This window comes from Sphingomonas colocasiae (assembly GCF_019880585.1).
In the GTDB taxonomy this organism is placed as follows: Bacteria; Pseudomonadota; Alphaproteobacteria; order Sphingomonadales; family Sphingomonadaceae; genus Sphingobium_A; species Sphingobium_A colocasiae.
Genome location: NZ_JAINVV010000014.1, coordinates 135,402 through 148,142, shown reverse-complemented (window position 1 = coordinate 148,142; position 12,741 = coordinate 135,402). Strand labels below are relative to the sequence as shown.

Sequence of the window (12,741 nt, the reverse complement as noted above, 5' to 3'; positions counted from 1 at the left end):
CGCGATGGCGAGCATCGGGCTCAAGCAACGGCCGTTCTTCGACGACAAGAACCGGGCTTTCTGGAACCTCCAGTCGGCGGGCTGGGCCGGCTATCTGGTGCTGCGCGCATTGTCGGGCTTTTCGAACGGTTTCCCGCTCGAATTCCTCGTGCCGCTGCTGATCCATGTCGTCACCGGCTATTCGCTCACCCTGGTGCTCGGCGTGATCTATCGCATGGTGATCAGCCGCGCGCGCATCGTCACCTGGGGCGTGTCGGTGGCGGCGATCCTGATCGCGACCCTGCTGTTCGCGGTGATCGACGCCTGGGTGTTCTCGACGATCAACAAGCCCGATACGCCATTGGCGACCAATCTGGTGCTCGGCACGCTGACGCTCGATTTCACCATCCTCGCGGCCTGGTCGGCGCTTTATTACGCGATCAACTTCTACCTGATCGTCGAGGAACAGGCCGATCAGCTCGTCAAGCTCGACGTTCAGGCGACATCGGCGCAGCTTGCGATGCTGCGCTACCAGCTCAACCCCCATTTCCTGTTCAACACGCTCAATTCCATCTCCACTTTGGTCCTGCTCAAGCAGACCGAGCGCGCGAACACGATGTTGTCGCGCCTGTCGTCGTTCCTGCGTTACACGCTGGCGAACGAGCCGACCGCGCAGGTGACGCTGGCGCAGGAAATCGAGACGCTGAAACTGTATCTCGAGATCGAGAAGATGCGCTTCGAGGACCGGCTGCGCACGCATTTCTCGATCGAGGACGGCGCCGCGAAGGCGCGGTTGCCCTCATTGCTCCTCCAGCCGCTCGTCGAGAACGCGATCAAATATGCGGTGACGCCGCAGGAAGAGGGGGCCGACATCTCCGTCGATGCGCGGTTGGCCGGAGATCGGGTGCAGATCACCGTGTCCGATACCGGGCCGGGGTTGAAGGAGAACGCGATCAGGCCCAGCTATTCGACCGGAGTGGGTCTCGCAAATATTCGCGACCGTCTCGCCCAGGCCTTCGGTCCCGAGCATCGTTTCGATGCTGGTTCGAAACCAAGTGGCGGGTTCAGCGTTACGCTAGAGTTCCCGCTCATATTGGAAGAACAGCCGAAAGTGGCCGCATGACGATACGCACCATTCTGGTCGATGACGAATCCCTGGCGATCCAGGGCCTGAAGCTGAGACTGGAAGCCCATGACGATGTCGAAATCGTCGATACCTGCCTGAATGGCCGCGAGGCCATTCGCTCGATCAAGACGCACAAGCCCGATCTTGTCTTTCTCGATATCCAGATGCCCGGCTTCGACGGCTTTTCCGTCGTCCAGGGCCTGATGGAAGTCGAACCGCCGCTGTTCGTGTTCGTCACCGCCTATTCCGATCACGCGATCCGCGCGTTCGAGGCGCAGGCGATGGATTATCTGATGAAGCCGGTCGAGCCCGAGCGACTTGCCGACACGCTCGACCGCGTACGCCAGCGCCTTGCCGAGAAGCGGGGCCAGGAGGAAGTGGAGCGGCTGAAGGAAGTGCTGTCCGAAGTCGCGCCCGAAGCGGTCGACCAGATCGCGAGCGACAGCGACGCGCACGCCGCCAGCCGTTACGAAAAGCTGATCAACATCAAGGATCGTGGCCAGATCTTCCGCGTCGACGTCGATTCGATCGAGCGGATCGATGCCGCCGGCGATTATATGTGCATCTATACCGGCGACAACACGCTGATCCTGCGCGAGACGATGAAGGATCTCGAGAAGCGCCTCGATCCGCGCCGCTTCCAGCGCGTCCACCGCTCGACCATCGTCAATCTCGATCTGGTCAAGCAGGTGAAGCCGCACACCAATGGCGAATGCTTCCTGGTGCTCGATTCGGGCGCGCAGGTGAAGGTCAGCCGTTCCTATCGCGACGTGGTGGCGCGCTTCGTCCACTGATCGTCGCATCCAGCATCTCGCCCCGGCCGCTGGCGGGGCGAGATGCCAGGAGTCTTAATTGTCAGGTGCGTCTTCCAGAACCTGCACCGTTCCCACGGCATAGCCCTTCTCGATCATCTCCTTGCGATAGTCGCTGCGCGCATCGGCGAGTTCGCGGCGATATTCGGTCCATGCTTCCTCGCGATCGCTCGGTTTGCGGGCGCGGCGGAGGTCGCTGGCGAGTTCGCGCCGCGCTTCGCTGAGATCGGTCTGATAGTCCCGCCAATAAGCATTGTCGGGATCGCCCGGCGCCGGGCTGTCATGGGCGATGGCGGGCGCCGCGAGCGCCATGCCGCCCAGGGTGAGCGCGATCATGGTAACCTGCATGGCTCGTCTCCTCGTCGTTGAACACCGCCCGCCAACGGATCGCCATCCCGTCTTCTACCGGGGCTTGCGCCGGGCCGTGGCGGCACCGGGCTGATACGATGATTCCGCGAGACCCCGCTTAAGCCAAGGTTCGTCCGGCGCCGCCTAATCGGGCGGTGATGGAGAATATCGTTTCATTTCGTGGCGGGCCGAACCGCGGCCGGCAGGATCATTATCGTCGGGCTGGATCGGGGCGGGGCAGGGGGCCAGGCTGGCCCGGATTCTCGGCGCTTTTGCTTGCCGGCTGCCTGGCCGGGCTCGCCTATACGCAGATCGATTTCCGAACCGATCCGGTCGCGACCGACACGCAGCCGCCGAACAGGGAGGCGCTGGATGTTCAGCCCGACCGGCTCTCGGCGACCGGTCAGGCCGGGCTTCGGTTCGAGCTTTGCCACAGCGGCGGCGGACGCAACTGCGTGGTCGACGGCGATACTTTCTGGGCGGACGGCGCCAAGATCCGGATCGCCGATATCGATACCCCCGAAACCCATCCGCCGCGTTGCGCCGCGGAAGCTGAGCTTGGCGCGCGGGCGACGCGCCGCCTGCAGGCATTGCTCAACCAGGGGCCGTTCGAGCTGGAAGTCAACGGGCGCGCCACCGATCGTTATGGCCGGCAGCTCCGCACGGTCACGCGGAACGGCAGGTCGATCGGCGACATGCTGGTCGCGGAAGGCCTGGCCCGGCCCTATGGGCGTGGCCGGCGATCCTGGTGCGACTGATCATGCATCCTTGCGGCACGATCGTGCGTTGAGCGCGGGTCATCCAAAGGAGATGGTTCATGACCGATAGCAGCCGGATTCGCGAACATATGGAAGTGATCGGCGCCGATGGCGTCCATGTCGGCACCGTCGACAAGGTGGAGGGCCACCGCATCAAGCTGACCAAGGCCGATAGCGGGCAAGGCAGCCATGAAGGGCATCATCACTTCATATCGATCGGCCTTGTCGCCGATGTCGAGGGCGACAGGGTTCGCCTGTCGGCGAACGGCGATGTCGCCGTGACCTTCGAGGAGGAGGAAACGGGCTGACGCCGGCGGCGCCGGGCGTCAATCCTCCACGATCATGCTGGTCCGTTTCGTGTCCGGCACCAGCAGGAACGCGATCGTCGCGATGCCGATCAGCGCGGTGATGTACCAGTAGAATGCCGCTTCGACGCCCTGGTTCTTGAGCCAGAGCGCGACCGTTTCGGCGGTGCCGCCGAACGCGGCATTGCCGATGGCATAGGGCAGGGCGACGCCCAGCGTGCGGATATGCGCGGGGAACATCTCCGCCTTCACCACCGCGCCGATCGCGGTGTAGGGCGCGATCGCGACGAGCGGGATCAGGCTCAGCACGAAGGCCATGACCGGATCGGTGGTCGTGGACAGCATCGTGAAGACCGGAACCGTCACGATCATGCCGGTGATGCCGAACCAGAGCAGCAGCGGCTTGCGCCCGATCTTGTCGGACAACAGGCCGAGCAGCGGCTGGAGCAGCATGAAGACGACGAGCGCCAGCGCGGTGATCTGCGTCGCCGTCTCGCGGTCGAAGTCGCTGGTGTTGACCAGGAATTTCTGGAGATAGGTGGTATAGGCGTAGAAGGCCGACGAACTGCCCGCCGTCATCATCACGAGCAGGATCGTCGGGCGCAGATGCGCCTTCACCAGATGCCGCGCCGATGAGGTGGGCAGATTCGTACGGTCCATCGCCTGGAACGCCGCAGTTTCCGCCAGATTGCGACGCAGCAGATAGACGGCGAGCGCGAGCAGGGCGCCGATCAGGAAGGGGATGCGCCAGGCCCAGCCCTCGATCGCGGCCTCGCTGAGCACCGCCTGCATCACCAGCAGCACGGCGAGCGCGGTCAACTGGCCGCCGATCAGCGTCACATATTGGAAACTCGAATAGAAGCCGCGCCGGTCGCGCGTCGCCATTTCGGAAAGATAGGTGGCGCTCGCGCCATATTCGCCGCCGACCGAAAGCCCCTGCAGCATGCGCGCGAACAGCAGGATCAGTGGTGAGAGGGCGCCGGCCTGATCATAGGTGGGCGCGATGGCGATGATCAGCGACCCCGCGAACATCAGCCCCACCGACAGCGCCAATCCGGCCTTGCGGCCATGCCTGTCGCCATAAATGCCCATGATCCAGGCCCCCAGCGGCCGCATCAGGAAGCCGACGGCGAAGATCGCCGCGGTGCTCAGCAGTTGCGCGGTCGGGTTTCCCTTCGGGAAAAAGGCCGGCGCGAAATAGATGGCGAGCGACGCATAGGCGAACCAGTCATACCATTCGACGAGATTGCCCGCCGATCCGCCGATGATGGATTTCAGTCTCCTGGCTTCGATCGACATGCATCCCCCTGTTTCGACACCTTATGTGCGGCGTCGCCGCGACGGGCAAGCGCGGTTGCGCGACAGGTGCGGCTTGTGCCGATCGGGCGAGCGCCTATGCTCGCCCGATCGGTGGTTCTGGAAGGAATGGTATGCGTAAGGCCGGCTTTGTATCAGTCATCGTGCTGGCGGCACTTGGTGGTTGTGTCAGCCCGAGCGCGCCCGCGCCTGCGCCATCGCCGCCGGCACCGCCCCCCCCGACACCGACGCCCGCCCCCGTTCCGCCGCCCCCGGCGCCCGGCGAATGGACGGATCGCGCGGCGACGCCGGGTGACTGGAGCTATCGCCAGGATTCGGGCGGTTCGGTCGCGCAGTTCGGCCAGCCCGGGGCCGCGCCGCGTTTCGCGGTGCGCTGCGAAAAGGCGGCGCGGCGGATACGGTTCGAACGATCGGGCGTGCTCGATCCGGGAAGCAGCGCGCGGCTGACGCTGACGTCGACGGCGGGCACCGCCAGCTATGCCTTGGCCAATATCGGCGGTTCTCCGCCGAACGTCGCGGCCTCGACGGGCGCGAGCGACGCGTTTCTCGACAAGCTGGTCTACACCCGCGGCCGCTTTCTGGTGCGTGCGGACGGGGCGGAGGAGATGGTGCTGCCGGGCTGGGCGGAAATCGCGCGGGTGGTGGAGGATTGCCGGGGCTGACGGCGCGCGGCGCGAAGCGTTGAATCTTGCCCAGAAAAAAAATCAAAACAAGTCTTGTCTCGCGAATCGTGATGATTCACACATGGGGCGTGCCAAGAGGCACAAGGGCTTCAACAAGCGAAAGGAGGTGATCCGATGTCTCATGGTTCAGCAATGAGGTCGGTTCAGTCCGTTCGGGGGACGCGCGGCTAAATAGCGCGATCAATGGTCTCCCGGGCTGGATACTCCGGCCGCTGACCATGTTAGGGGGTTGCCGGGCCGTCAGGCCCGGCAGCCTCTTTTCATATCCGGCGTGATTGATGTCGAGCGGGCGCTGACGGCAACTCGCCAGAAAATTTAAGCGTTGATCGCCGGTACGGCGCGGATTGTCTCAAAACCGTAATTTTCCGCCCCGTCTTTACCAGTGATTCACCCACTTTCCCTACACCCTCGCGGATGGATTTTGCATTCGCCCGGTTCGAGAATCTGCTCGCGCGGCCGCTGGGAGTGGTACCCGATTTTCCGGTGCTGCTCGCCGGACTCTCCGCGCAGCAATCGGTGACCGCGACAGCGCGGTGCCAGATCCTGATCGAGCGCGACGCGGTGGATACGGGGCCGTCGCGCGATCCGATGATCATGATGTTCGCCGATGGCGCGACGATCGCGCCGGCCGAGCTTGGCGGCAGTTTCAATATCGCCGCGGCCCGCCGCATCACGTCTGGGCTGCGAACATGAACGGCGGACTGCAAACATGACCGGAATATTTACTCTCCGGGTTTAGGCTTATTTCAACGTCCCTGGTGTAACGCGATTCAGCACAATGACAGACCGCGAACTGGTTTGAGGTAGGAATGATCGAAAATCAGAAGATAAGGCCCGCGCAAGTGATCGGTCCGCTCGGCGAGCCGCTCACGCTCGATACGCTGCCGCCGCCGTCGACGACCCGCTGGGTCGTCCGCCGCAAGGCCGAAGTGGTCGCGGCCGTCAATGGCGGTTTGCTGACCGTGGACGAAGCGTGCGAGCGTTATGGCCTGACTCTCGAGGAATTCGCAGGCTGGCAGCGGGCGGTCGATCGTTCGGGCATGCCCGGCCTGCGCGTGACGCGCATCCAGCATTATCGTTCGCTCTACGAGCGGCAGCAGCGTTACTGAGCTTTTCCGTCGGCTTCGCCGACTGTTCGCCCCACCCGCCAGCCGATGGCGCGGTGGGGTTTTTCTTGTCCGGCAGATATTTGCGGCCGTGACGCCATCGGAACAAAGGCCATCGGCCGATCGTATTGTCCCTGCTCAGGCCATCCGGTGGTTAACGGATGGCGGCGACAGGAGGACCTTCCATATGAGTATCATTCTTTGGCTCATCGTGGGCGGCATCATCGGCTGGCTTGCCAGCATCGTGATGCGCACCGACGCGCAGCAAGGGATTTTCCTGAACATCGTGGTCGGCATCGTCGGCGCGTTCATCGCCGGACTGTTCATTTCCGGCGGCTCGATCAACAATGCGGGATTCGACGCCCGTTCGCTGATCGCTTCGTTCGTCGGCGCGATCGTGCTGCTCGGGATCGTCAATCTCGTGCGTCGCGGCCGGGTGCGCTGATCGGCTGCCCATAAAAAGGGCCGCGCGGGGAGGCCCGCGCGGCCCTTTTTTTTACCGCGAGCGCGGCGGCATCGTCATTCGAGTTCGAAGCTGACCGAAACGGTGATGCCGACCGACTGTTCGCCGGCGACAACCATCGTGTCGGCTTCCTTGCCCGCCATGTTGGCGCGCATATAGGCGATCGGCGGCGGCGGTGCGTAGCCGCCCGACTCGCTGATCGACAGGATGCGCTTCACCTTCAGGCCGGCGGCGCTCGCATAAAGTTCGGCGCGCGCGCGCGCCTTGCGGATCGCGTCGGTGCGTGCCTCGTCCTCGGCCGCCTCCGGCTTGTCGATCTGCAGGTTCGGGCCGTTGATCTGGTTGGCGCCCTGCGCGACCAGCGCGTCGAGGATAGCGCCGCTCCTGGCGACGTCGCGGAAGCGGATCGAAACCGTGTTTGTCGCCTGATAGCCGGTGATGACCGGCGGAACGTTCTCGCCATAGCGATATTGCGGATTGAGGCTGATCGTGGCGGTGGCGATGTCGCGTTCGGCCACGCCCGCCTTGCGGAGCGCGGCGACGACGCCGGACATGCGCTGCGCGTTCTCGCGCATCGCGCCGGCCGCATCGGCGGCCTGGGTGACGACGCCGGCGCTGATCACCGCGATATCGGGCACGCGCTTCGTCTCTCCGGTCGCGACGATGTCGAGACGCGTTCCCTGGAGGACGGCAACTGGCACCGGAACGGTCGTCTGCGCCGCCAGGGTGGCGGGCGTCAGGGCAAGGGCGGCGAGCGTCACGGCGATCGGGGCCTTGGTCATGAACTCATATACTCCTCTGTTCCGCCAAAACGCGGCGGTGGCCCTGCATAACCAGAGTGACGCTGCATGGAAGCTTAATGGCGTGTGCGGCCGGCCATGATCAGGCGATAGAGGATGAGCAGAACGATCGATCCGAGCGTGGCGCCCAGAATCGTCTTCCATATGCTGGAAGGCTCGCCGGGTTCGGACAGGCCGATGATCTGCCCGACATAACCGGCCAGCACCGCGCCGGCGATTCCGATCAATATGGTGACGAAGAAACCGCCGGGATCGCGGCCGGGCATGATGAACTTGCCCAGCGCGCCCGCGATCAGCCCGACGAAGATCCACCAGAAAATGTCCATCGGCCGTTCCTGCTGCGCCGTTCCTGCGCATGTTGTTTCGTCAATGCGCGGCTTTGGCAAGCTGTAAGGTGGGATGACGACACGCCTGGGCAGTCATGTCCGGCCGTGGGCCGGCGGCTTTGCCGGCGCCGGGGCTGGACGCTTGCGGCTTGGAATTATTGCCGGAATCGCTACGGTTCCGCTTGATCGGCGACGTCATCAGGCGCAGAGGCGCCCGTCCTGCAATGGTCGCGCCCATTCGGCGGAAAATCCTGGCCCGACTTTCCGTGCACCGCGCGAAAAGTCCCGCTTGAGACTACTGACTTATTGATGTAATACACCGCCGTCCTGGGAACCGGCACGAAGCTGAAGGCAGAAGATGATGAATTACGAGACGCGTTTGACGGCCAACCAAGGCGTCGAGCTGCTTTCCGAGGAGGAGGCCGCGCGCCAGGCTCGGCGTCGTCGCCTGATGATCGGCGTCGTCGCGCTGATCGCCGTCGCCTTTGCGGGTCTGCTTGCCTACAGGGCCTTCTTCGGCGGTGCGGGAACGGACGCGGCGCCCAGCCAGGCGATGCCCGTGGTAACGGTGATTCAGCCCGGCCAGCAGGCGGTCGATCACGTGATCTCGGTCACCGGCACGCTGGCGGCGCGCCGCGAAATGCCGGTCGGTGTCGCGGGCGAGGGCGGTATGGTCTCGCGCGTGCTGGTCGAGCCCGGCCAATGGGTCTCGGCCGGTCAGGTGCTCGCGACCATCGATCGCTCGGTGCAGGTCCAGACCAATGCCCAGCTCGCCGCGCAGATCAATGTCGCCCGCGCCGATGCGCGGCTTGCGCAGTCGGAGCTTGATCGCGCCCAGTCGCTGGTTTCGCGCGGTTTCATTTCGAAGGCCGATGTCGATCGCAGGACCGCGACGCGCGATTCCGCGGTCGCGCGTGTCCGCGTGGCCGAAGCGTCGCTCGGCGAATCGCGTGCGCGGACCGATCGGCTCGATATCCGTGCGCCCGAAGCCGGCATGGTGCTCACCCGCAATGTCGAGCCCGGTCAGGTCGTCAGTTCGGGCAGCGGTGTGCTGTTCCGCATGGCGAAGGGCGGCGAGATGGAACTGCTTGCTCGGTTGAGCGAAACCGATCTGTCGGGTCTGCCGGTCGGCGCTCAGGCCGCGGTCACGCCGGTCGGCACCGATCGCAGTTTCACCGGCCGCGTGTGGCAGGTGTCCCCGGTCATCGATCCGGCGACGCGCCAGGGCATCGCCCGGCTCGCCCTGCCTTACGATCCCGCCATCCGCCCGGGCGGCTTCGCCACGGCGCGGATCGTGCGCGGAACGCAGCAGCAGCCGCTGCTGCCCGAATCCGCGGTGCTGAGCGATGAGAAGGGCAATTTCGTCTATCTCGTCGGCAAGGGGAACAAGGTCGAGCGCCGGCCGGTGACCACCGGTACGGTGACGGCGACCGGTATCGCGATCACCTCCGGCCTGAATGGCACCGAGAAGGTGGTGATGCGCGCCGGCGGCTTCCTCAACCCGGGTGAGACCGTCAAGCCGGCCCTGGCGGGCAAGAACTGACATCGATCGCCCGCCATGACGGGCATCGAAACATGGACATGAGACGATGAACTTCAGGAACATCTCCGCCTGGTCGATCCGCAATCCGGTCGTCCCCATCGTGCTGTTCGTCGGTCTGACGCTTGCCGGCATCGTCAGCTTCATGCGCATGGAGGTCCAGAACCAGCCGGATATCGAATTCCCGCTGGTGATCGCGTCGATCTCCCAGCCCGGCGCGGCGCCGACCGAAATCGAGACGCAGATCACCCAGCGCGTCGAATCGGCGGTGCGCAGCATCGACGGTGTCCGCAACATCAGTTCGACGGCGAGCGAGGGTTCTTCGTCGACGATGGTCGAATTCCAGATCGGCACGGATATCAATCAGGCCGTCAACGAAGTGAAGAACGCGATCGACCAGATCCGCGGCGAGCTTCCCGACGGCATCATGGAGCCGTTCGTCCAGAAGGAAACCACCGCCGGCGAACCGCTCGCCTATTTCGCGGTCCAGGCGTCCGACATGACGATGGAGCAGCTGAGCTGGTTCGTCGACGACACCATCGCCAAAAGGCTGATGGCGATCAGCGGCATGGGCAAGGTGGAGCGCAACGGCGGCGTCGATCGCGAGATCCGCGTCATCCTGGATCCCGCGCGGATGCAGGCGCAGGGCGTCACCGCCGCGCAGATCAACAATGTGTTGCGCCAGGTGAACATCAACGCGGCGGGCGGCAAGGCGGAAATCGCCGGATCACGTCAGTCGGTGCGCGTACTCGGCAACGCCGCGGATGCATATCAGCTCTCGCAGACCCAGATTTCGCTCGGCAACGGTCGTACCATCCAGCTCGGCGAGGTCGCCAACGTCACGGACGGGTACAGCGAGCAGGTTCGCATCGGCAAGGTTTCGGGCAAGCAGGTCGTCAGCTTCTCGATCTCGCGTGCGCGCGGCGCGTCGGACGTCTCGGTCTTCCATGCCACGGAAAAGGCGATCGCGCAGATCGAGAAGGAGAATCCCGGGGTCAAGGTGATCCCGATGTTCAACAATGTCGTCTATACCGAAGCGCAATATCACAGTTCGATGGCGGCGATGATCGAGGGTGCGCTGCTTGCCGTCGTCGTCGTCTTCCTGTTCCTGCGCGACTGGCGGGCGACATTCATCTCGGCGCTCGCCATTCCGCTGTCCGCCATCCCGACCTTCTGGGTCATGGACCTGATGGGCTTCACGCTCAATTCGCTGTCGCTGCTCGCGCTCGGCCTGGTTGCCGGCGTGCTCGTCGACGATGCCATCGTCGAGATCGAGAACATCGTCAGACATATGCGGATGGGCAAGACCGCCTATCAGGCGTCGATCGACGCCGCCGACGAAATCGGCCTGGCGGTGGTGGCGACGACGTTCTCGATCGTCGCCGTCTTCCTGCCCGTGGGCCTGATGCCCGGCGTGTCGGGGCAGTTCTTCAAGAATTTCGGCCTGACCGTCGTCGCGTCGGTGCTGATCAGCCTTGCGGTCGCGCGCATGATCACACCGATGATCGCCGCCTATTTCCTGAAAGCGCATGGCGAGGCCGAGCATGGCGGCGGGGCGCTGATGGATCGCTATATGAAGGTGCTCGACTGGTCGCTCCATCATCGCTGGTGGACGATGGGGATCGGCGTGCTCGCCTTTGCCGCGACGATCGGCATGTTCTTCGTCATTCCGATGCAGTTCTTCCCCACGGTCAACCAGGATACCAGCCAGGTCCGCATCGAAATGGTGCCCGGCACCACGCTGCAGCAGACCGAGGCGGTTGCCGAGCGTGTCAACACGCTGCTCAAGCAGCAGCCTGAAACCGAAGTGACCATGGAGAGCGTGCGGGAGGGCAATAGCCAGATCTATGTCAGCCTGAAGAAGAAGCGGGAACGTACCAGCATCGAGTTCGAACGCGATCTGGCGCCGCAACTGGCCAATATCGCCGATGCGCGCGTCTATTTCCAGGCGCAGAACAGCGGTGGCGGCACCGGCCGCGATATCTCGGTCATGCTCTCTGGCTCCGATCCCGCGCTGCTCGATCAGACGGCGGTGAAGCTGGTCGAGCAGATGAAGGGATTGAGGGAAATCCGTTCGCCCCGCGTGACCGCGGATATGCGGCGGCCGGAACTGATCATCAAGCCGCGGCTCGATCTGGCGGCACAGCTCGGCGTGACGACGGCGGCGCTCAGCCAGGCGATCCGTATCGCGACGCTGGGCGATATCGATCAGAACAGCGCCAAATTCTCGCTGTCGGACCGCCAGGTGCCGATCCGCGTGATGCTGGCCGAAGGATCGCGGCGCGACCTTTCGACGATCGAGAATCTGCCGGTGCAGACGGCGGATGGCGGATCGGTGCCGTTGAGCCGCGTCGCCGAGATCGGCTTCGGATCCGGCCCGGTTTCCATCCAGCGCTACAACCAGAACCGCCGTGTGTTCATCGGCGCGGATCTTTCGCCGGGCACCGTCAAGGGCACGGCGATGACGAAGATCAACAATCTGCCGGTCATGAAGAACCTGCCCCTCGGCGTATCCAACGCACCCTTTGGCGAGGACGAATGGCAGGCGGAGATGATGAAGAGCTTCGGTATCGCGCTGGTCTCCGGGATCCTGCTTGTCTTCGCGGTGCTGGTGCTGCTCTACAAGCGCTTCATGTCGCCGCTGGTGAACATGGGATCGCTGCTATTGGCCCCGCTCGGCGGGCTGATGGCGCTCGCCCTGATCGGCCAGCCGATCTCGATGCCTGTCTTCATCGGCATATTGATGCTGTTCGGCATCGTCGCGAAAAACTCGATCCTGCTGATTGATTTCGCGATCGAGGAGATGCAGGCGGGGGCCGACAAGTTCCATGCGATCATGGAAGCCGGGCACAAGCGCGCCCAGCCGATCGTGATGACGACGGTTGCGATGGTGGCCGGCATGGTGCCGACCGCCCTGTCGCTGACCGGCGACGGCGCCTGGCGCGCGCCGATGGGTACCGTCGTGATCGGCGGCCTGATCATGTCGACATTGCTGACCCTGCTGATCGTGCCTGCCGGTTTCAGCCTCGCCGACGGCTTCGAAAAGAAGATCGGTCCGAAGCTGCGCCGTGGCCTGCTCACCTACAAGCCGGGTGACGACAAGGCGGCGGCGACGCCATATCCGGCGGAGTGATCCATATCCGCTCGCGAAAAGGGCTTGAACCATTTCGCGGGCGGA

General features: G+C 64.2%; 14 protein-coding genes. 10 read left to right on the top strand and 4 right to left on the bottom strand.

The genetic code is table 11. The features are described 5' to 3' along the window. Window positions 1-4 precede the first annotated feature (4 nt). On the top strand, window positions 5-1,102 hold the full coding sequence (locus K7G82_RS27440) for a sensor histidine kinase (protein ID WP_222993538.1): 1,098 nt from the start codon (window positions 5-7) through the stop codon (window positions 1,100-1,102). Beyond that, on the top strand, window positions 1,099-1,899 hold the full coding sequence (locus K7G82_RS27435) for a LytR/AlgR family response regulator transcription factor (protein ID WP_222993349.1): 801 nt from the start codon (window positions 1,099-1,101) through the stop codon (window positions 1,897-1,899). The genes K7G82_RS27440 and K7G82_RS27435 overlap by 4 nt, the downstream gene beginning before the upstream one ends. 54 nt (window positions 1,900-1,953) lie before the next feature. Here the strand turns inward: K7G82_RS27435 and K7G82_RS27430 are convergent, their stop codons facing one another. Further along, window positions 1,954-2,265 carry a hypothetical protein gene (locus tag K7G82_RS27430; RefSeq protein ID WP_222993347.1) on the bottom strand — a complete coding sequence of 104 codons (312 nt, stop codon included), beginning with the start codon at window positions 2,263-2,265 and terminating at the stop codon, window positions 1,954-1,956. Between the two features lie 158 nt (window positions 2,266-2,423). On the opposite strand from K7G82_RS27430, the gene K7G82_RS27425 reads away from it, so the two are divergent. Both K7G82_RS27425 and K7G82_RS27420 read left to right on the top strand, forming a co-directional pair. Then, window positions 2,424-3,023 (top strand): thermonuclease family protein, encoded by a 600-nt coding sequence (locus K7G82_RS27425; protein ID WP_222993345.1) that lies wholly within the window; start codon window positions 2,424-2,426, stop codon window positions 3,021-3,023. A 59-nt stretch (window positions 3,024-3,082) separates the two neighbouring features. Continuing rightward, window positions 3,083-3,331, top strand: coding sequence for a DUF2171 domain-containing protein (locus K7G82_RS27420; RefSeq protein ID WP_222993343.1), 249 nt, complete (start codon window positions 3,083-3,085; stop codon window positions 3,329-3,331). Window positions 3,332-3,349: 18 nt separating this feature from the next. Here K7G82_RS27420 and K7G82_RS27415 read toward each other — a convergent pair whose 3' ends face one another. After that, window positions 3,350-4,627, bottom strand: coding sequence for an MFS transporter (locus tag K7G82_RS27415; RefSeq protein WP_222993341.1), 1,278 nt, complete (start codon window positions 4,625-4,627; stop codon window positions 3,350-3,352). Between the two features lie 131 nt (window positions 4,628-4,758). On the opposite strand from K7G82_RS27415, the gene K7G82_RS27410 reads away from it, so the two are divergent. From K7G82_RS27410 to K7G82_RS27395, 4 genes are all read left to right on the top strand, one after another. Continuing rightward, window positions 4,759-5,307 (top strand): hypothetical protein, encoded by a 549-nt coding sequence (locus K7G82_RS27410; protein WP_222993339.1) that lies wholly within the window; start codon window positions 4,759-4,761, stop codon window positions 5,305-5,307. A 435-nt stretch (window positions 5,308-5,742) separates the two neighbouring features. Then, a complete protein-coding gene (locus tag K7G82_RS27405) occupies window positions 5,743-6,021 on the top strand; it encodes a hypothetical protein (RefSeq protein WP_222993337.1) in 279 nt (92 codons plus the stop codon). Between the two features lie 116 nt (window positions 6,022-6,137). Next, complete coding sequence (gene sciP / locus K7G82_RS27400) at window positions 6,138-6,437, top strand: CtrA inhibitor SciP (RefSeq protein ID WP_222993335.1); 300 nt, start codon at window positions 6,138-6,140, stop codon at window positions 6,435-6,437. Window positions 6,438-6,621: 184 nt separating this feature from the next. Next, entirely contained in the window at window positions 6,622-6,879 is a 258-nt protein-coding gene (locus tag K7G82_RS27395; protein ID WP_222993333.1) for a GlsB/YeaQ/YmgE family stress response membrane protein, read from the top strand. Window positions 6,880-6,953: 74 nt separating this feature from the next. Here K7G82_RS27395 and K7G82_RS27390 read toward each other — a convergent pair whose 3' ends face one another. Both K7G82_RS27390 and K7G82_RS27385 read right to left on the bottom strand, forming a co-directional pair. Next, window positions 6,954-7,679, bottom strand: a complete 726-nt coding sequence (locus tag K7G82_RS27390; RefSeq protein ID WP_222993331.1) for an SIMPL domain-containing protein — start codon at window positions 7,677-7,679, stop codon at window positions 6,954-6,956. 74 nt (window positions 7,680-7,753) lie between these two features. Beyond that, window positions 7,754-8,023 carry a GlsB/YeaQ/YmgE family stress response membrane protein gene (locus tag K7G82_RS27385; RefSeq protein WP_222993329.1) on the bottom strand — a complete coding sequence of 90 codons (270 nt, stop codon included), beginning with the start codon at window positions 8,021-8,023 and terminating at the stop codon, window positions 7,754-7,756. Window positions 8,024-8,384: 361 nt separating this feature from the next. Here K7G82_RS27385 and K7G82_RS27380 point away from each other — a divergent pair, with 361 nt between their 5' ends. Together K7G82_RS27380 and K7G82_RS27375 are read left to right on the top strand one after the other, a co-directional pair. Then, window positions 8,385-9,566: an efflux RND transporter periplasmic adaptor subunit gene (locus K7G82_RS27380; protein WP_222993327.1), complete on the top strand. Its 1,182-nt coding sequence runs from the start codon at window positions 8,385-8,387 to the stop codon at window positions 9,564-9,566. 46 nt (window positions 9,567-9,612) lie between these two features. Then, window positions 9,613-12,696, top strand: coding sequence for an efflux RND transporter permease subunit (locus tag K7G82_RS27375; RefSeq protein ID WP_222993325.1), 3,084 nt, complete (start codon window positions 9,613-9,615; stop codon window positions 12,694-12,696). Window positions 12,697-12,741: the final 45 nt, after the last annotated feature.

Coding starts and splice junctions, on each gene's coding strand:
- sciP (WP_222993335.1), top strand. CDS start 6,138: ATGATCGAAAATCAGAAGATAAGGCCCGCGCAAGTGATCGGTCCGCTC.
- K7G82_RS27380 (WP_222993327.1), top strand. CDS start 8,385: ATGAATTACGAGACGCGTTTGACGGCCAACCAAGGCGTCGAGCTGCTT.
- K7G82_RS27420 (WP_222993343.1), top strand. CDS start 3,083: ATGACCGATAGCAGCCGGATTCGCGAACATATGGAAGTGATCGGCGCC.
- K7G82_RS27435 (WP_222993349.1), top strand. CDS start 1,099: ATGACGATACGCACCATTCTGGTCGATGACGAATCCCTGGCGATCCAG.
- K7G82_RS27430 (WP_222993347.1), bottom strand. CDS start 2,265: ATGCAGGTTACCATGATCGCGCTCACCCTGGGCGGCATGGCGCTCGCG.
- K7G82_RS27415 (WP_222993341.1), bottom strand. CDS start 4,627: ATGTCGATCGAAGCCAGGAGACTGAAATCCATCATCGGCGGATCGGCG.
- K7G82_RS27375 (WP_222993325.1), top strand. CDS start 9,613: ATGAACTTCAGGAACATCTCCGCCTGGTCGATCCGCAATCCGGTCGTC.
- K7G82_RS27425 (WP_222993345.1), top strand. CDS start 2,424: ATGGAGAATATCGTTTCATTTCGTGGCGGGCCGAACCGCGGCCGGCAG.
- K7G82_RS27410 (WP_222993339.1), top strand. CDS start 4,759: ATGCGTAAGGCCGGCTTTGTATCAGTCATCGTGCTGGCGGCACTTGGT.
- K7G82_RS27405 (WP_222993337.1), top strand. CDS start 5,743: ATGGATTTTGCATTCGCCCGGTTCGAGAATCTGCTCGCGCGGCCGCTG.
- K7G82_RS27385 (WP_222993329.1), bottom strand. CDS start 8,023: ATGGACATTTTCTGGTGGATCTTCGTCGGGCTGATCGCGGGCGCGCTG.
- K7G82_RS27395 (WP_222993333.1), top strand. CDS start 6,622: ATGAGTATCATTCTTTGGCTCATCGTGGGCGGCATCATCGGCTGGCTT.
- K7G82_RS27390 (WP_222993331.1), bottom strand. CDS start 7,679: ATGACCAAGGCCCCGATCGCCGTGACGCTCGCCGCCCTTGCCCTGACG.
- K7G82_RS27440 (WP_222993538.1), top strand. CDS start 5: ATGGCGAGCATCGGGCTCAAGCAACGGCCGTTCTTCGACGACAAGAAC.